Source organism: Pseudomonas mediterranea CFBP 5447 (assembly GCF_000774145.1).
GTDB lineage: Bacteria > Pseudomonadota > Gammaproteobacteria > Pseudomonadales > Pseudomonadaceae > Aquipseudomonas > Aquipseudomonas mediterranea.
Window position 1 is genome coordinate 176501 of record NZ_KN322981.1, and the last position, 12360, is coordinate 188860.

The window sequence follows — 12360 nt, forward strand, 5'->3', positions numbered from 1 at the left end:
ATTTGAGTGGAGAAAGCCATGAGTGCAGTTCAGAGCGTCGGCCCGCAGGCATTGCCGGCACTGCAGGAGCAGGTCGAGCAGATCCTTGCCGAAGCCAAGCGACAGGGCGCCAGCGCCTGTGAGGTGGCGGTGTCCCTGGAGCAGGGCCTGTCGACGTCGGTACGCCAGCGTGAGGTGGAAACCGTCGAGTTCAATCGCGACCAGGGTTTTGGCATCACCTTGTACGTCGGCCAGCGCAAGGGCTCGGCCAGCACATCGGCCAGCGGCCCGGACGCCATTCGCGAAACCGTCGCCGCGGCACTGGCGATCGCCCAGCACACCTCCGAAGACGAAGCTTCGGGCCTGGCCGATGCCGCCCTGATGTGCAAGGAGGCGCGGGACTTCGATCTGTTCCACGCCTGGGATATCACGCCCGAGCAGGCCATCGAGCAGGCGTTGCGTTGTGAAGCGGCAGCGTTCGATACCGACCCGCGGATCAAGAACGCCGATGGCACGACGCTCAATACCCATCAGGGTTGCCGGGTGTACGGCAACAGCCACGGTTTCATCGGCGGCTATGCGTCGACCCGTCACAGCCTCAGCTGCGTGATGATCGCCGAAGCCAACGGCCAGATGCAGCGCGATTACTGGTACGACGTGAACCGCCAGGGTAATCTGCTGGCGGATCCGCTGGCGATCGGTCAGAAAGCCGCGCAACGGGCAGCCAGTCGCCTGGGCGCGCGACCGGTGCCGACCTGTGAAGTGCCGGTGCTGTTTGCCGCCGAGCTGGCCGGTGGATTGTTCGGCAGCTTCCTGTCGGCGGTGTCCGGCGGCAACCTGTATCGCAAGTCTTCGTTTCTCGAAGGCGCCCTGGGCCAGAAACTGTTCCCGGAATGGATGACCATCGATGAGCGCCCGCACCTGATGCAGGCCATGGGCAGTTCGGCGTTCGACGGCGATGGCCTGGCCACGTATGCCAAGCCGTTCGTGGAGAGGGGGGAACTGGTGTCCTACATCCTCGGCACCTATTCGGGCCGCAAACTCGGTATGCCGAGCACCGCCAATGCCGGTGGCGTGCACAACCTGTTCGTGACCCATGGCGAAGAGGACCAGGCGGCCTTGCTGCGGCGGATGGGAAGAGGGTTGCTGGTGACCGAGCTGATGGGCCATGGCCTGAACATGGTGACCGGCGATTACTCCCGGGGTGCGGCCGGGTTCTGGGTCGAAAATGGCGAGATTCAATTCCCGGTCCAGGAAGTGACCATTGCCGGCAACATGCGCGACATGTTCAAGCAGATCGTGGCGGTGGGCAATGACCTGGAACTGCGCAGCAACATCCGCACCGGTTCGGTGTTGATCGAGCGGATGACCGTGGCGGGTAGCTGAGCTGTAATTGCTATTAAGACGGCGCGTCATCCTAGCGGGTGACGCGCCTTTTTTGTGTCCGCTTGGCCCTGTTTTTGGATTCAGGACATGGACCCTGTGGCGAGGGGATTCATCCCCGCTGGGGTGCGAAGCAGCCCTAAACCTACTCTCGCGGTGTCTCTGGTTGGTTGCATGGACCTTTTTGGGGGGGGCGCTTCGCACCCCAGCGGGGATGAATCCCCCTCGCCACGATGACGCTTTCTTATGCTTGTGTTGAATATAATTATCATTTAATAATAAATCTCATTACCTGCCTGAGCCCCGGTCATGAGTTCTGTCTTGCACGAGCAACCCTACCTTGAAAGTTGGCGCTGGATGAGTCGCCGGATCCGTTGTGCCATGAGCCCGGACGAGCCGCGGCTGATCGAGCAGTACCTGGCCGAAGGGCGTTACCTGGCCCGCTGTACCGCCACTTCGCCGTGGATGATTTGCGAAACGGCCTTTCGCCTATTGCTCGACACTGCTTCGGATGTCGCGTTGCCCTGGCATTGGCGCACGCTCTGCCTCGACCAGGCCTGGCGCCCACTGCGTGACCTCGAACGCCAATCACTCTGCCGCTGCCGCCTCGCCCGCTGGCAGCGTCATGCCTGGGCGCTGGCGACCTGCGTCCTGGAACCCTCGATTTCTCTCAATGAACCGGTACAAGGATTTCCCGATGAATGACACCCGTATCGAACGCGACAGCATGGGCGAGCTTCACGTCCCGGTAGATGCCCTCTACGGCGCCCAGACCCAACGTGCCGTGGATAACTTTCCCGTCAGCGGCCAACGCATGCCGACGCAGTTCATTCGTGCGCTGATCCTGGCCAAGGCGGCGGCCGCCCGGGCCAACGTGGAGCTGGAACAGATCAGCGCGGCCCAGGGCAAAGCCATAGTCGATGCGGCCCAGGGGCTGCTCGAAGGGCAGTTCATGGATCATTTCCCGGTGGATATTTTCCAGACCGGCTCCGGCACCAGTTCCAACATGAACGCCAACGAAGTGATCGCCACCCTCGCCAGTCGCTTGCTGGGGGAGACGGTCAACCCGAACGACCACGTCAACTGTGGCCAGAGCAGCAATGACATCATCCCCACCTGTATTCATGTCAGTGCCGCCCTGGCCCTGCATGAACAACTGCTGCCGGCACTGACGCACCTGGTGCGGGTGATCGAGCGCAAGGCCGTGGAGGTTCATCCGTACATCAAGACCGGTCGTACTCACTTGATGGATGCCATGCCGGTCCGCCTGAGCCAGGTGCTCGAAGGCTGGGCGCAGCAGTTGAAGGCCAACCTCGATCATTTGCAGGGCTTGCTGCCAAGCCTGCAATCCCTGGCCCAGGGTGGTACGGCGGTCGGCACCGGAGTCAACGCGCATCCACGCTTCGCCGAGCTGTTCAGCCAGCAACTGACCCGGCTGACCCAGGTGCAATTCACCCCCGGCAAGAACCTGTTCGCGCTGATCGGTTCCCAGGACACCGCCGTGGCGGTTTCCGGGCAGCTCAAGACCACGGCGGTGTCGTTGATGAAAATCGCCAATGACCTGCGCTGGATGAATTCCGGACCGCTGGCAGGCCTGGGCGAAATCGAGCTCGAGGGCTTGCAGCCAGGCTCCTCGATCATGCCGGGCAAGGTCAACCCGGTGATTCCCGAGGCCACCGCGATGGTCGCGACCCAGGTAATCGGCAATGACACGGTGATCACCGTGGCCGGTCAATCGGGCAATTTCGAATTGAACGTGATGCTGCCGATCATCGCCCAGAACCTGCTGAGCAGCATTGGCTTGATGTCCAGTGTCAGCCGGTTGTTGGCGGACAAGGCCATCGCCACGTTCAAGGTCAATGAGGCCGGGCTCAAGCAGGCGTTGTCACGCAACCCGATCCTGGTCACTGCACTGAACCCGATCATCGGTTACCAGAAAGCCGCTGAAATCGCCAAGAAGGCCTATCAGCAAGGGCGTCCGGTCATCGATGTCGCCTTGGAACACACCGACCTGTCGCGCAGCGAACTTGAGGTCCTGCTGGATCCCGAGAAGCTCACCGCCGGTGGGGTGTGACTCCGACACCTGCGTGGAGGATTCATCATGGAGCACTGGAAACGCACGATCGAACGGGCCAATCGCCACTTCATGCTGGGCGAACTGGTGGACGCCCGTGAGGCATACCTGCAAGCCCTGGCCCTGGCGCAGGTGCTGTTCGAACGCTGGGCTGATGCCGATGAAGCCGTGGCCGCTTGCGTGGTCTCCCATCACAACCTGGCGGATCTGCACCTGCGCCTGAACCAGCCCGAGGAAAGCGCCGAGTACCTGTGCGCTATCCACCAACGGTTGCTGCAGGCCATGCAGGACGAGTGCCTGCCTTCGGCCTTGCGGGCTGCCGCGATGCGCCAGAGCCACAAGACTTATGTCGAACTGCTGGGTTTCATCAGTGAGCATGGCGAGTACCCGCGCACCCAACGGCTGCTCCACAGCAACGACCTGTCATGCCTGCATCGCCATACCCCCCTTCATCATGGAGTTCATTGAAAATGGCTTTTACCCTGCCTGCGCTGCCCTACGCCTACGCTGCCCTGGAACCGCACATCGATGCGCAAACCATGGAAATCCATTACACAAAACACCATCAGGCCTATATCAATAACCTCAACGCGGCCGTGGAGGGAACCGAGTACGCCCAATGGCCCATCGAGAAACTGGTGGCCAGCGTGGCGCAATTGCCCCAGGACCTGCGGGCGGCAGTGATCAACCATGGCGGCGGCCATGCCAATCATTCCTTGTTCTGGGATGTGATGTCCCCTGAGGGAGGTGGCCAGCCTGATGGCGCGCTCGCCGCGGCGATCGAGGCGCAACTGGGCGGCCTGGAGCGGTTCAAGGAGGCGTTCACCAAGGCGGCGCTGAGCCGTTTCGGCAGCGGCTGGGCCTGGTTGAGCGTGACCCCGAAAAAGCGGCTGGTGGTGGAGAGCAGCGCTAACCAGGACAGCCCCTTGATGGCCGGCAATACACCGATCCTCGGCCTGGATGTGTGGGAGCACGCCTATTACCTGCAGTACCAGAACCGCCGGCCGGAATACATCAACGCCTTCTACAACGTGATCAATTGGCCGGCAGTCGCCCGACGCTATCAGGCTGCGCTCGCCTGAGCTGCCCATCGAACCACCCAAGGCTGACTATGGACATTGAAACTCTGGCGCCGAGAAGCGGGCGGATGTTCCGCTACGCCTTGGGCTCGTTATTGCTGTTGGCCGGGATGACATTGCTGGCGGCCGAAGGCCTGGCCTGGCTCGGCCTTGAGCCAAGGCTGCTGCATGCGCTGCATCGGGGCTGGTGGAGCCACTGTTCGCGCTGTTGTGCGCCTGGCTGGTAAGCCTGGCCGGGATGTTGCTGCCGCTGGGGCTGGCACTGGCGGCCGGAGCCATGTTGCTGGTGGTGACCCAGGAGGTCATTCCCGAATCCCGCCGCAACGGTCATGAGAAGCTGGCGAGCCTGGGATTGCTGGTGGGATTTTGTCTGATGATGGTGATGGATACGGCGTTGGCGTGACAGGGGGAATCTGTGAGTCAATCTGTGGCGAGGGGATTTATCCCCGCTGGGCGTGAAGCAGCCCTGATATCTGTCACCGCTGAGCATCAGGTCGACTGAGCTCTTTTTGGGGCTGCTTCGCAGAGGGGGGTTATTCGCCTTCGTCGAAGTAGTTATCGATCAGTTTCACCAGGGCGTCCATCGCTTCCTGCGCTTGTTCACCTTGGGTTTCCAGGTAGATCTTGGTGCCCTTGCCCGCAGCAAGCATCATCATGGCCATGATGCTTTTTCCGTCGATCATGGTTTCAGGCGCAGGCGTCTTGCCGACACGGATGGTCGTTTCCTTGAACTGACCGGCCACGCCGACAAACTTGGCTGAAGCCCGGGCGTGCAAGCCCAGCTTGTTGATGATTTCAATTTCCCGAGCAGGCATCGCGATGTGAATCCTTTAGCTGAGGTCGCGGTGGCGAACCTGGACGTTCTTCAGGGATTGTTGCAGGAGCTGACCCAGGCGCTCGGTCAGGTAGACAGAGCGGTGATGACCACCGGTACAACCGATGGCAATCGTGACATAGGCGCGGTTGCTGGCGGCAAACCGGGGCAGCCATTTGAGCAGGTAACCGGAGATGTCCTGGAACATTTCCTCGACATCCGGTTGGGCAGCCAGGTAGTCGATCACCGGCTGATCGAGCCCGGATTGCTCGCGCAGCTCCGGCTTCCAATAGGGGTTGGGCAGGCAACGGACATCGAACACCAGGTCGGCGTCTACCGGCATGCCACGCTTGAAGCCGAACGATTCCACCAGGAACGCCGTGCCTGGCTCCGGCTGGTTCAGCAGGCGCAACTTGATGGTGTCGCGCAACTGATACAGGTTCAGGTTCGTGGTGTTGACCTTCAGGTCCGCCAGGTCGGCGATCGGCCCGAGCAACTGGCTTTCGTCCTCGATGGCTTCGGCCAGGGAGCGGCTGGCATTGCTCAGCGGGTGGCGCCGCCGGGTCTCGGAGAAACGCTTGAGCAGTGTTTCGTCATCGGCATCCAGGTACAGCACATCGCACTGGATATGCCGGTTGCGCACTTCCTCGAGCAGTTCGGGGAAACGCGACAGGTGGCTCGGCAGGTTGCGTGCGTCGATGGATACCGCCACCAGCGGTTGCGCCAGCTCGGTGTGGATCAGCGCCCGTTCGGCCAACTCAGGCAGCAGGCCGGCCGGCAGGTTGTCGATGCAATAGTAGCCGCTGTCCTCAAGCACATTGAGCGCCGTGCTTTTACCGGAGCCGGAGCGGCCGCTGACGATGATCAGGCGCATGATTAATGACCGTTCTGCTCGTCCAGGACGACCTGATACAAGGCTTGGTTACTCGGCGCGCTGCGCAGTTTTTCACGCACTTCCTTGCGGTCCAGCATGCTGGCGATCTGGCGCAGCAGCTCAAGATGCGCATCGGTCGCCGCCTCCGGAACCAGCAGTACGAACAGCAGGTCGACCGGTGCGCCGTCGATGGCGTCGAAATCTATGGCGGCTTCAAGGTGCAGCAGCGCGCTGATGGGCGTGGTGCATCCCTTGAGGCGACAGTGGGGAATGGCGATGCCGTTGCCAAAACCGGTGGAACCGAGTTTTTCACGAGCAACCAGGGCCTCGAAGACGTCCTGCATTTCCAGATCCGGCACTTCGCGGTGGATCAGGTTGGCGATTTGTTCGAGGGCTTTCTTTTTACTGCCGCCCGGCGCGTTCACCATGGAACGGCCGGGGGTCAGGATGGTTTCTAGTCGGATCATGGATTGGGGGAGTTAACGACCAGTCGCGCCCTGGAGGGCGTCCTGATGCTTTTCCTTATGTTTTTTGAGTTGTTTGTCCAACTTGTCGGCCAGGAGGTCGATGGCTGCATACATATCATCATGTTCAGCGATGGCGACTACGTCTCTACCTGGTACATGCAGGGTGGCTTCGACTTTCTGCTTGAGCTTTTCGACCGTCATGATGACTTGCGCCTTGGTGATCTTGTCGAAATGCCCTTCAAGCCTTCTCAGCTTGGACTCGACATATTCACGCAGAGGGGCGGTCACTTCCAGTTGATGTCCACTGATGGTGAGTTGCATACAGCTTCTCCTTCGTTGCCAGTGCATAAAGCGGCAGGCAGAAATGCCTGCCACTGGAACGCTGTGGCGTGGCCTTGCTACATCAGCCGCTTGCGTTCGCTCGAAGGCGCGATCCCGAGGGATTCACGATACTTGGCGACGGTACGGCGGGCCACCTGAATGCCTTGTGCCTCCAGTAAACCAGCGATCTTGCTGTCACTCAACGGCTTTTTCTGATTTTCCGCGGCCACCAGTTTCTTGATGATCGCGCGGATGGCCGTGGAAGAGCATTCGCCGCCTTCGGAGGTGCTCACGTGGCTGGAGAAAAAATATTTCAACTCGTAGATACCCCGCGGGGTATGCATGAATTTCTGCGTGGTCACCCGGGAGATTGTCGATTCGTGCATGCCCACGGCCTCGGCAATGTCATGCAGGACCAACGGTTTCATCGCTTCGTCGCCATAATCCAGGAAGCCCCGTTGATGTTCGACGATCTGGGTGGCGACCTTCATCAGGGTTTCGTTGCGACTCTGCAGGCTCTTGATGAACCAGCGCGCTTCCTGCAACTGGTTGCGCATGAAGGTGTTGTCGGCGCTGGTGTCGGCGCGTCTTACAAAACCCGCGTATTGGGCGTTGACCCGGAGCTTGGGTACCGATTCCTGGTTCAGTTCCACCAACCAGCGATCGTTGTGCTTGCGCACGATCACGTCTGGAACCACATACTCGGGTTCGGTGGCCTCGATCTGTGAGCCCGGGCGTGGGTTGAGGCTCTGGACCAGTTCGATCACCTGGCGCAGCTCATCTTCCTTGAGCTTCATGCGGCGCATCAGCTGGCTGTAGTCGCGGCCGCCCAGCAGATCGATATAGTCGGTGACCAGTCGCTTGGCTTCGGCCAGCCACGGCGTCTTGGCTGGCAGCTGGCGCAGTTGCAGCAGCAGGCACTCACCCAGGTTGCGGGCGCCGATGCCGGCCGGCTCGAACTGTTGGATACGGTGCAGGACGGCTTCGATCTCGTCCAGCTCGATGTCCAGCTCCGGATCGAAGGCTTCGAGGATTTCTTCGAGGGTTTCGTCCAGGTAGCCCTGGTTGTTGATGCAGTCGATGAGGGTCACGGCGATCAGGCGATCGGTGTCGGACATCGGTGCCAGGTTCAGTTGCCACAGGAGGTGGCTTTGCAGGCTTTCACCGGCGGAGGTGCGGGTGGTGAAGTCCCACTCGTCATCGTCGCTGCTCGGCAGGCTGCTGGCACTGGTCTGGTAGACGTCTTCCCAGGCCGTGTCCACGGGCAGGTCGTTGGGGATCCGTTCGTTCCATTCGCCTTCCTCGAGGTTATCCACCGTCGGGGCGGCTTCTTCCTGGTAGGAGGTTTCCTGGATCTCGGTATTGGGTTTCTGCTCGACGTTGTCGGCCAGCGGATCGGTGTTGTCGAAGTCGTCGCCTTCTTCCTGGCGTTCGAGCATCGGATTGGATTCCAGGGCCTCCTGGATTTCCTGTTGCAGGTCCAGGGTCGACAATTGGAGCAGGCGGATGGCCTGTTGCAGCTGCGGTGTCATCGTCAGCTGCTGGCCCATTCTCAAGACTAGCGATGGTTTCATGGCAGGGGCTTAACACCTTATTCGCCGGCGCACATGCGCCATCCACTACAAGGGCGCCGAAGCGCCAAACCTTAAGCAAATTATATGCCTGAAACCGAGGTGTTTGCCTAGGGGTAGCTCTCAATTAGTTTCCCGATGATAGGGGATTCACTGAGGGCGTCCCGAGGCACTGCCGGGGTAAACCGACGGCGCCAGGACAACTTGCCAGGCACTTCGTGCTTACAGGCGGAACTCATGGCCCAGATACACTTCCTTGACCAGTTCGTTGGCCAGGATGGTGGCGGAGTCACCTTCGGCGATCAATTGACCGTCATTGACGATATAAGCGGTTTCGCAGATGTCCAGCGTCTCGCGTACGTTGTGGTCGGTGATCAGCACGCCGATCCCCTTGGCCTTGAGGTGGTGGATGATCTGTTTGATGTCGCCCACCGAAATCGGGTCTACGCCGGCGAATGGCTCGTCGAGCAGAATGAATTTCGGCGCAGTGGCCAGGGCGCGGGCAATTTCCACCCGGCGCCGTTCGCCACCGGACAGGCTCATGCCCAGGTTGTCGCGGATGTGGCTGATGTGGAATTCCTGCAACAGGCTTTCCAGTTCCTGGCGACGACTGGCCTTGTCGAGTTCCTTGCGGGTTTCGAGGATCGCCATGATGTTGTCGGCGACCGACAGTTTGCGGAAGATCGACGCTTCTTGCGGAAGATAGCCGATGCCGGCCTTTGCCCGGCCATGCATCGGCTGGTGGCTGACGTCCAGGTCATCGATCAGGACGCGGCCCTGATCGGCCTGGACCAGGCCGACGATCATGTAGAAACAGGTGGTCTTGCCCGCGCCGTTGGGGCCGAGCAGGCCGACGATCTGTCCGCTTTCGATGGACAGGCTGACATCGCGCACGACCTGACGGCCCTTGTAGCTCTTGGCCAGGTGCTGAGCTTTCAGAGTTGCCATTACTGGGGCCTTTGCTCGGTTTTCTTTTTCGGCTGGATGACCATGTCGACCCGTGGACGCTGCTCGGTCACCTTGTTGCCGGTGGCGCGACCGGCGCTGGCGAGCTTCTTGTTGGTGTCGTAGACGATTTTCTCGCCCTGGGTGACGTTGTTGTCCTTGTCGATGACCTTGGCGCGATCGATCAGCACGACGCGGTCCTGGGCGGCGTGATACTGGATGGTCACGCCGTAGCCCTGCACGGGCTTGGTGTCGCCGGCCGTTTGCAACTGCTCGAAATAAGCCAGGTTGCCCACCGAGGTCACCACGTCGATATCGCCGGACTGGGTGCGGGTGATGGTCACGGTGTTGCCGGTAACCTTCATCGAGCCCTGGGTGATGATCACGTCGCCCTTGTAGGTGGCGATACCGTTCTTGTCGTCCAATTGGGCGTCGTCGGCCTGGATACGGATAGGCTGGTCGCGGTCGTTGGGAAGAGACCAGGCGCTCGCGCTTCCCAGTGCTGCGCCCAGACTGAGCAAAATAGGGAGGGTTTTAGCGAGCTTCATACTGTCCTCTTACGTTCGATAGCAGGTGTATCCTGCTTTCCTTCAGATACGCTTTCATTCCGGTGCCGGTCGATACACCACCGGCGCCGTCGATTCTAACGGGTTGCTCGGTCTGCGCATATTGTTGTTGCGGGAACACGGTCATGCGAGTGCTGGTGATGATGGTCGTGCGATTCTTCTCGTCGGTTCGCGCGACGCGTACCGAGTCGATCAGTTCCACTTCGGTGCCGCCGGGATTGACTTCGGCGCGCTTGCTCTGCACGTGCCAGGGGAACGCCGTGCCACGGAACATGTTCAGGTCGGGATTGGCGACCAGGGTAATATCGGTGGCCTTGACGTGATCGACCTTGTCGGAGGTCATTTCGTACTGCACCTTGCCATCAGGCAGGTATTGCAGTGTATGCGTGTTGGTCGCATACCAGTCGATATCGTTCGCCTCGACCTGGACGGCGGGGCGGTCGAGAAAGCGTTCGGGGCTGATGTTCCAGTAGCCCACCGCCGCGAAAATCGCCGCGATGCACGCGAATAGCAGGATGGTGCGAATCTTCTTGCTCAGCATAAATGGCTCACAGGTACGCGGCGTTGGCCGCTTCGAGGCGGCCCTGGGCGCGCAGGATCAGTTCGCAGAATTCACGGGCCGCGCCTTCGCCGCCTCGCGCGGCGGTGACGCCATGGGCGTGCTCGCGAACGAAACCGGCCGCATTGGCCACTGCCATGCCCAGGCCTACCCGGCGGATCACCGGCAGGTCTGGCAGGTCGTCACCCAGGTAGGCGACCTGCTCGTAGCTCAGGTTGAGTTGGCCCAGGAGCTCGTCCAGGACCACCAGTTTATCCTCGCGCCCCTGATAAAGGTGGGGAATGCCGAGGTTCTTCGCGCGTCGCTCGACCACCGGGGTCTTGCGGCCGCTGATGATAGCCGTCTGCACACCGGCGGCCATCAGCATCTTGATGCCCTGGCCGTCGAGGGTATTGAAGGTCTTGAACTCGCTGCCGTCCTCGAGGAAATACAGGCGTCCGTCGGTCAGCACCCCGTCCACGTCGAATACGGCCAGCTTGATCTCTTTACCGCGTTGCAGCAGGTCTGTGTTCATTTACATGACTCCCGCACGCAGCAAGTCGTGCATGTTCAGGGCGCCCACCGGGCGGTCTTCGGCGTCGACCACCACCAGGGCGCTGATCTTGTGGTCTTCCATGATTTTCAGGGCTTCGGCGGCGAGCATTTCGGCGCGGGCCGTCTTGCCGTGGGGGGTCATGACCTGGTCGATGGTGGCGCTGTGCACATCGATGGTGCGATCCAGGGTGCGACGCAGGTCGCCGTCGGTGAAGATCCCGGCAAGCTTGCCGTCGGCCTCGAGGATCACCGTCATGCCCAGGCCCTTGCGGGTCATTTCCATGAGCGCGTCCTTGAGCAGCGTGCCGCGTTGCACCCGGGGCAGTTCTTCGCCAGCGTGCATCACGTTTTCGACCTTCAGCAGCAGGCGGCGACCCAGGGCGCCACCGGGGTGGGAGAAGGCGAAATCTTCCGCGGTGAACCCCCTGGCTTCCAGCAGGGCCACGGCCAGTGCATCGCCCATGACCAGAGCCGCGGTGGTGGACGAGGTCGGTGCCAGGTTCAGGGGGCAGGCCTCGTGCTCGACGTGAACGTTGAGGTTCACTTCGGCGGCCTTGGCCAGCGGCGAGTTCGGGTTGCCGGTGAGGCTGATCAGCCGGATGCCCAGGCGCTTGATCAGCGGCAGCAGCGTAATGATTTCATTGGTGGAGCCGGAGTTGGACAGCGCCAGGATGATGTCGTCCCGGGTGATCATGCCCATGTCACCGTGGCTGGCTTCGGCCGGGTGGACGAAGAATGCCGTGGTGCCCGTGCTGGCCAGGGTTGCGGCGATCTTGTTGCCGACGTGCCCGGACTTGCCCATGCCGACCACGACGACGCGGCCTTTGCTGGTCAGAATCATCTCGCAGGCGCGTACGAAATCAGCGTCGATGCGGGGCAGCAAGCCTTGCACGGCTTCGAGCTCGAGGCGGATGGTACGTTGTGCCGATTGAATCAGATCGCTGGATTGGCTCATGTCAGAAATCGTATAGCCCGATGAAAAGGCGGCGATTATAGCGGCAATGAACAATTCCCTCACGCTAGTTCGTCATGCTTCGTGCAAACACCTCGCCGGGTTTGAATAAAATGTACTCATTTACCTTAAGCCAGGCTTAACCGGCCCGGGGTGGCCCTTGGGCGCGTGGCCGTTGCAGTGATATAGTTCGCCGCCGGTCCGGATGCCTGGCGGTAGCGATGTTTATCGGCTAGCCAGGG

The 12360-nt window shown here is 61.0% G+C and carries 16 protein-coding genes and 1 pseudogene; 7 read left to right on the forward strand and 10 right to left on the reverse strand.

Annotated elements, in window-relative coordinates; genetic code table 11:
- Nucleotides 1-18: 18 nt before the first annotated feature.
- From pmbA to N005_RS03755, 7 genes and pseudogenes are all read left to right on the forward strand, one after another.
- Complete coding sequence (gene pmbA / locus N005_RS03730; RefSeq protein ID WP_047699520.1) at nucleotides 19-1365, forward strand: metalloprotease PmbA; 1347 nt, start codon at nucleotides 19-21, stop codon at nucleotides 1363-1365.
- A 306-nt stretch (nucleotides 1366-1671) separates the two neighbouring features.
- The gene (locus N005_RS03735) at nucleotides 1672-2067 is read left to right on the forward strand and encodes a hypothetical protein (RefSeq protein WP_047699522.1); all 396 of its coding nucleotides are present in this window, start codon (nucleotides 1672-1674) and stop codon (nucleotides 2065-2067) included.
- Nucleotides 2060-3436 (forward strand): class II fumarate hydratase, encoded by a 1377-nt coding sequence (locus N005_RS03740; protein ID WP_047699524.1) that lies wholly within the window; start codon nucleotides 2060-2062, stop codon nucleotides 3434-3436. Before N005_RS03735 ends, N005_RS03740 begins: the two co-directional genes overlap by 8 nt.
- Before the next feature lie 27 nt (nucleotides 3437-3463).
- Entirely contained in the window at nucleotides 3464-3904 is a 441-nt protein-coding gene (locus N005_RS03745; protein WP_047699526.1) for a hypothetical protein, read from the forward strand.
- A gap of 2 nt (nucleotides 3905-3906) precedes the next feature.
- Nucleotides 3907-4518, forward strand: a complete 612-nt coding sequence (locus tag N005_RS03750; protein WP_047699528.1) for a superoxide dismutase — start codon at nucleotides 3907-3909, stop codon at nucleotides 4516-4518.
- A 29-nt stretch (nucleotides 4519-4547) separates the two neighbouring features.
- On the forward strand, nucleotides 4548-4742 hold the full coding sequence (locus N005_RS29915; protein ID WP_392397508.1) for a hypothetical protein: 195 nt from the start codon (nucleotides 4548-4550) through the stop codon (nucleotides 4740-4742).
- Nucleotides 4688-4918 (forward strand): annotated as a pseudogene (locus N005_RS03755) (ZIP family metal transporter); the annotation flags it as partial. The gene N005_RS29915 and the pseudogene N005_RS03755, both read left to right, overlap by 55 nt.
- 130 nt (nucleotides 4919-5048) lie before the next feature.
- On the opposite strand, the gene N005_RS03760 reads toward N005_RS03755, so the two are convergent.
- The 10 genes from N005_RS03760 to N005_RS03805 form a co-directional block, all read right to left on the reverse strand.
- Nucleotides 5049-5330 (reverse strand): HPr family phosphocarrier protein, encoded by a 282-nt coding sequence (locus tag N005_RS03760; protein ID WP_047699529.1) that lies wholly within the window; start codon nucleotides 5328-5330, stop codon nucleotides 5049-5051.
- Nucleotides 5331-5345: 15 nt separating this feature from the next.
- Complete coding sequence (rapZ, locus tag N005_RS03765; protein ID WP_047699531.1) at nucleotides 5346-6203, reverse strand: RNase adapter RapZ; 858 nt, start codon at nucleotides 6201-6203, stop codon at nucleotides 5346-5348.
- A 2-nt stretch (nucleotides 6204-6205) separates the two neighbouring features.
- Nucleotides 6206-6670 carry a PTS IIA-like nitrogen regulatory protein PtsN gene (ptsN, locus tag N005_RS03770; protein ID WP_047699533.1) on the reverse strand — a complete coding sequence of 155 codons (465 nt, stop codon included), beginning with the start codon at nucleotides 6668-6670 and terminating at the stop codon, nucleotides 6206-6208.
- Between the two features lie 12 nt (nucleotides 6671-6682).
- Nucleotides 6683-6991 (reverse strand): ribosome hibernation-promoting factor, HPF/YfiA family, encoded by a 309-nt coding sequence (gene hpf, locus N005_RS03775; protein ID WP_047699535.1) that lies wholly within the window; start codon nucleotides 6989-6991, stop codon nucleotides 6683-6685.
- 77 nt (nucleotides 6992-7068) lie between these two features.
- Complete coding sequence (locus N005_RS03780; protein ID WP_047699536.1) at nucleotides 7069-8565, reverse strand: RNA polymerase factor sigma-54; 1497 nt, start codon at nucleotides 8563-8565, stop codon at nucleotides 7069-7071.
- A gap of 219 nt (nucleotides 8566-8784) precedes the next feature.
- Nucleotides 8785-9510, reverse strand: coding sequence for an LPS export ABC transporter ATP-binding protein (gene lptB, locus N005_RS03785; protein ID WP_047699538.1), 726 nt, complete (start codon nucleotides 9508-9510; stop codon nucleotides 8785-8787).
- The gene (gene lptA, locus N005_RS03790) at nucleotides 9510-10055 is read right to left on the reverse strand and encodes a lipopolysaccharide transport periplasmic protein LptA (protein ID WP_047699539.1); all 546 of its coding nucleotides are present in this window, start codon (nucleotides 10053-10055) and stop codon (nucleotides 9510-9512) included. The genes lptB and lptA overlap by 1 nt, the downstream gene beginning before the upstream one ends.
- Nucleotides 10042-10614, reverse strand: a complete 573-nt coding sequence (gene lptC, locus N005_RS03795; RefSeq protein ID WP_047699541.1) for an LPS export ABC transporter periplasmic protein LptC — start codon at nucleotides 10612-10614, stop codon at nucleotides 10042-10044. Before lptC ends, lptA begins: the two co-directional genes overlap by 14 nt.
- A gap of 7 nt (nucleotides 10615-10621) precedes the next feature.
- Complete coding sequence (locus tag N005_RS03800) at nucleotides 10622-11146, reverse strand: KdsC family phosphatase (RefSeq protein ID WP_047699543.1); 525 nt, start codon at nucleotides 11144-11146, stop codon at nucleotides 10622-10624.
- On the reverse strand, nucleotides 11147-12121 hold the full coding sequence (locus N005_RS03805; protein WP_047699544.1) for a KpsF/GutQ family sugar-phosphate isomerase: 975 nt from the start codon (nucleotides 12119-12121) through the stop codon (nucleotides 11147-11149).
- Nucleotides 12122-12360: the final 239 nt, after the last annotated feature.

Excerpts from the sequence above, each read along its gene's own strand:
- N005_RS03750 (WP_047699528.1), top strand. The coding sequence starts at position 3,907 with ATGGCTTTTACCCTGCCTGCGCTGCCCTACGCCTACGCTGCCCTGGAA.
- N005_RS03740 (WP_047699524.1), top strand. The coding sequence starts at position 2,060 with ATGAATGACACCCGTATCGAACGCGACAGCATGGGCGAGCTTCACGTC.
- N005_RS03805 (WP_047699544.1), bottom strand. The coding sequence starts at position 12,121 with ATGAGCCAATCCAGCGATCTGATTCAATCGGCACAACGTACCATCCGC.
- N005_RS03735 (WP_047699522.1), top strand. The coding sequence starts at position 1,672 with ATGAGTTCTGTCTTGCACGAGCAACCCTACCTTGAAAGTTGGCGCTGG.
- ptsN (WP_047699533.1), bottom strand. The coding sequence starts at position 6,670 with ATGATCCGACTAGAAACCATCCTGACCCCCGGCCGTTCCATGGTGAAC.
- N005_RS03745 (WP_047699526.1), top strand. The coding sequence starts at position 3,464 with ATGGAGCACTGGAAACGCACGATCGAACGGGCCAATCGCCACTTCATG.
- rapZ (WP_047699531.1), bottom strand. The coding sequence starts at position 6,203 with ATGCGCCTGATCATCGTCAGCGGCCGCTCCGGCTCCGGTAAAAGCACG.
- pmbA (WP_047699520.1), top strand. The coding sequence starts at position 19 with ATGAGTGCAGTTCAGAGCGTCGGCCCGCAGGCATTGCCGGCACTGCAG.
- N005_RS03780 (WP_047699536.1), bottom strand. The coding sequence starts at position 8,565 with ATGAAACCATCGCTAGTCTTGAGAATGGGCCAGCAGCTGACGATGACA.
- lptA (WP_047699539.1), bottom strand. The coding sequence starts at position 10,055 with ATGAAGCTCGCTAAAACCCTCCCTATTTTGCTCAGTCTGGGCGCAGCA.
- N005_RS03800 (WP_047699543.1), bottom strand. The coding sequence starts at position 11,146 with ATGAACACAGACCTGCTGCAACGCGGTAAAGAGATCAAGCTGGCCGTA.
- N005_RS03760 (WP_047699529.1), bottom strand. The coding sequence starts at position 5,330 with ATGCCTGCTCGGGAAATTGAAATCATCAACAAGCTGGGCTTGCACGCC.
- lptC (WP_047699541.1), bottom strand. The coding sequence starts at position 10,614 with ATGCTGAGCAAGAAGATTCGCACCATCCTGCTATTCGCGTGCATCGCG.
- N005_RS29915 (WP_392397508.1), top strand. The coding sequence starts at position 4,548 with ATGGACATTGAAACTCTGGCGCCGAGAAGCGGGCGGATGTTCCGCTAC.
- lptB (WP_047699538.1), bottom strand. The coding sequence starts at position 9,510 with ATGGCAACTCTGAAAGCTCAGCACCTGGCCAAGAGCTACAAGGGCCGT.
- hpf (WP_047699535.1), bottom strand. The coding sequence starts at position 6,991 with ATGCAACTCACCATCAGTGGACATCAACTGGAAGTGACCGCCCCTCTG.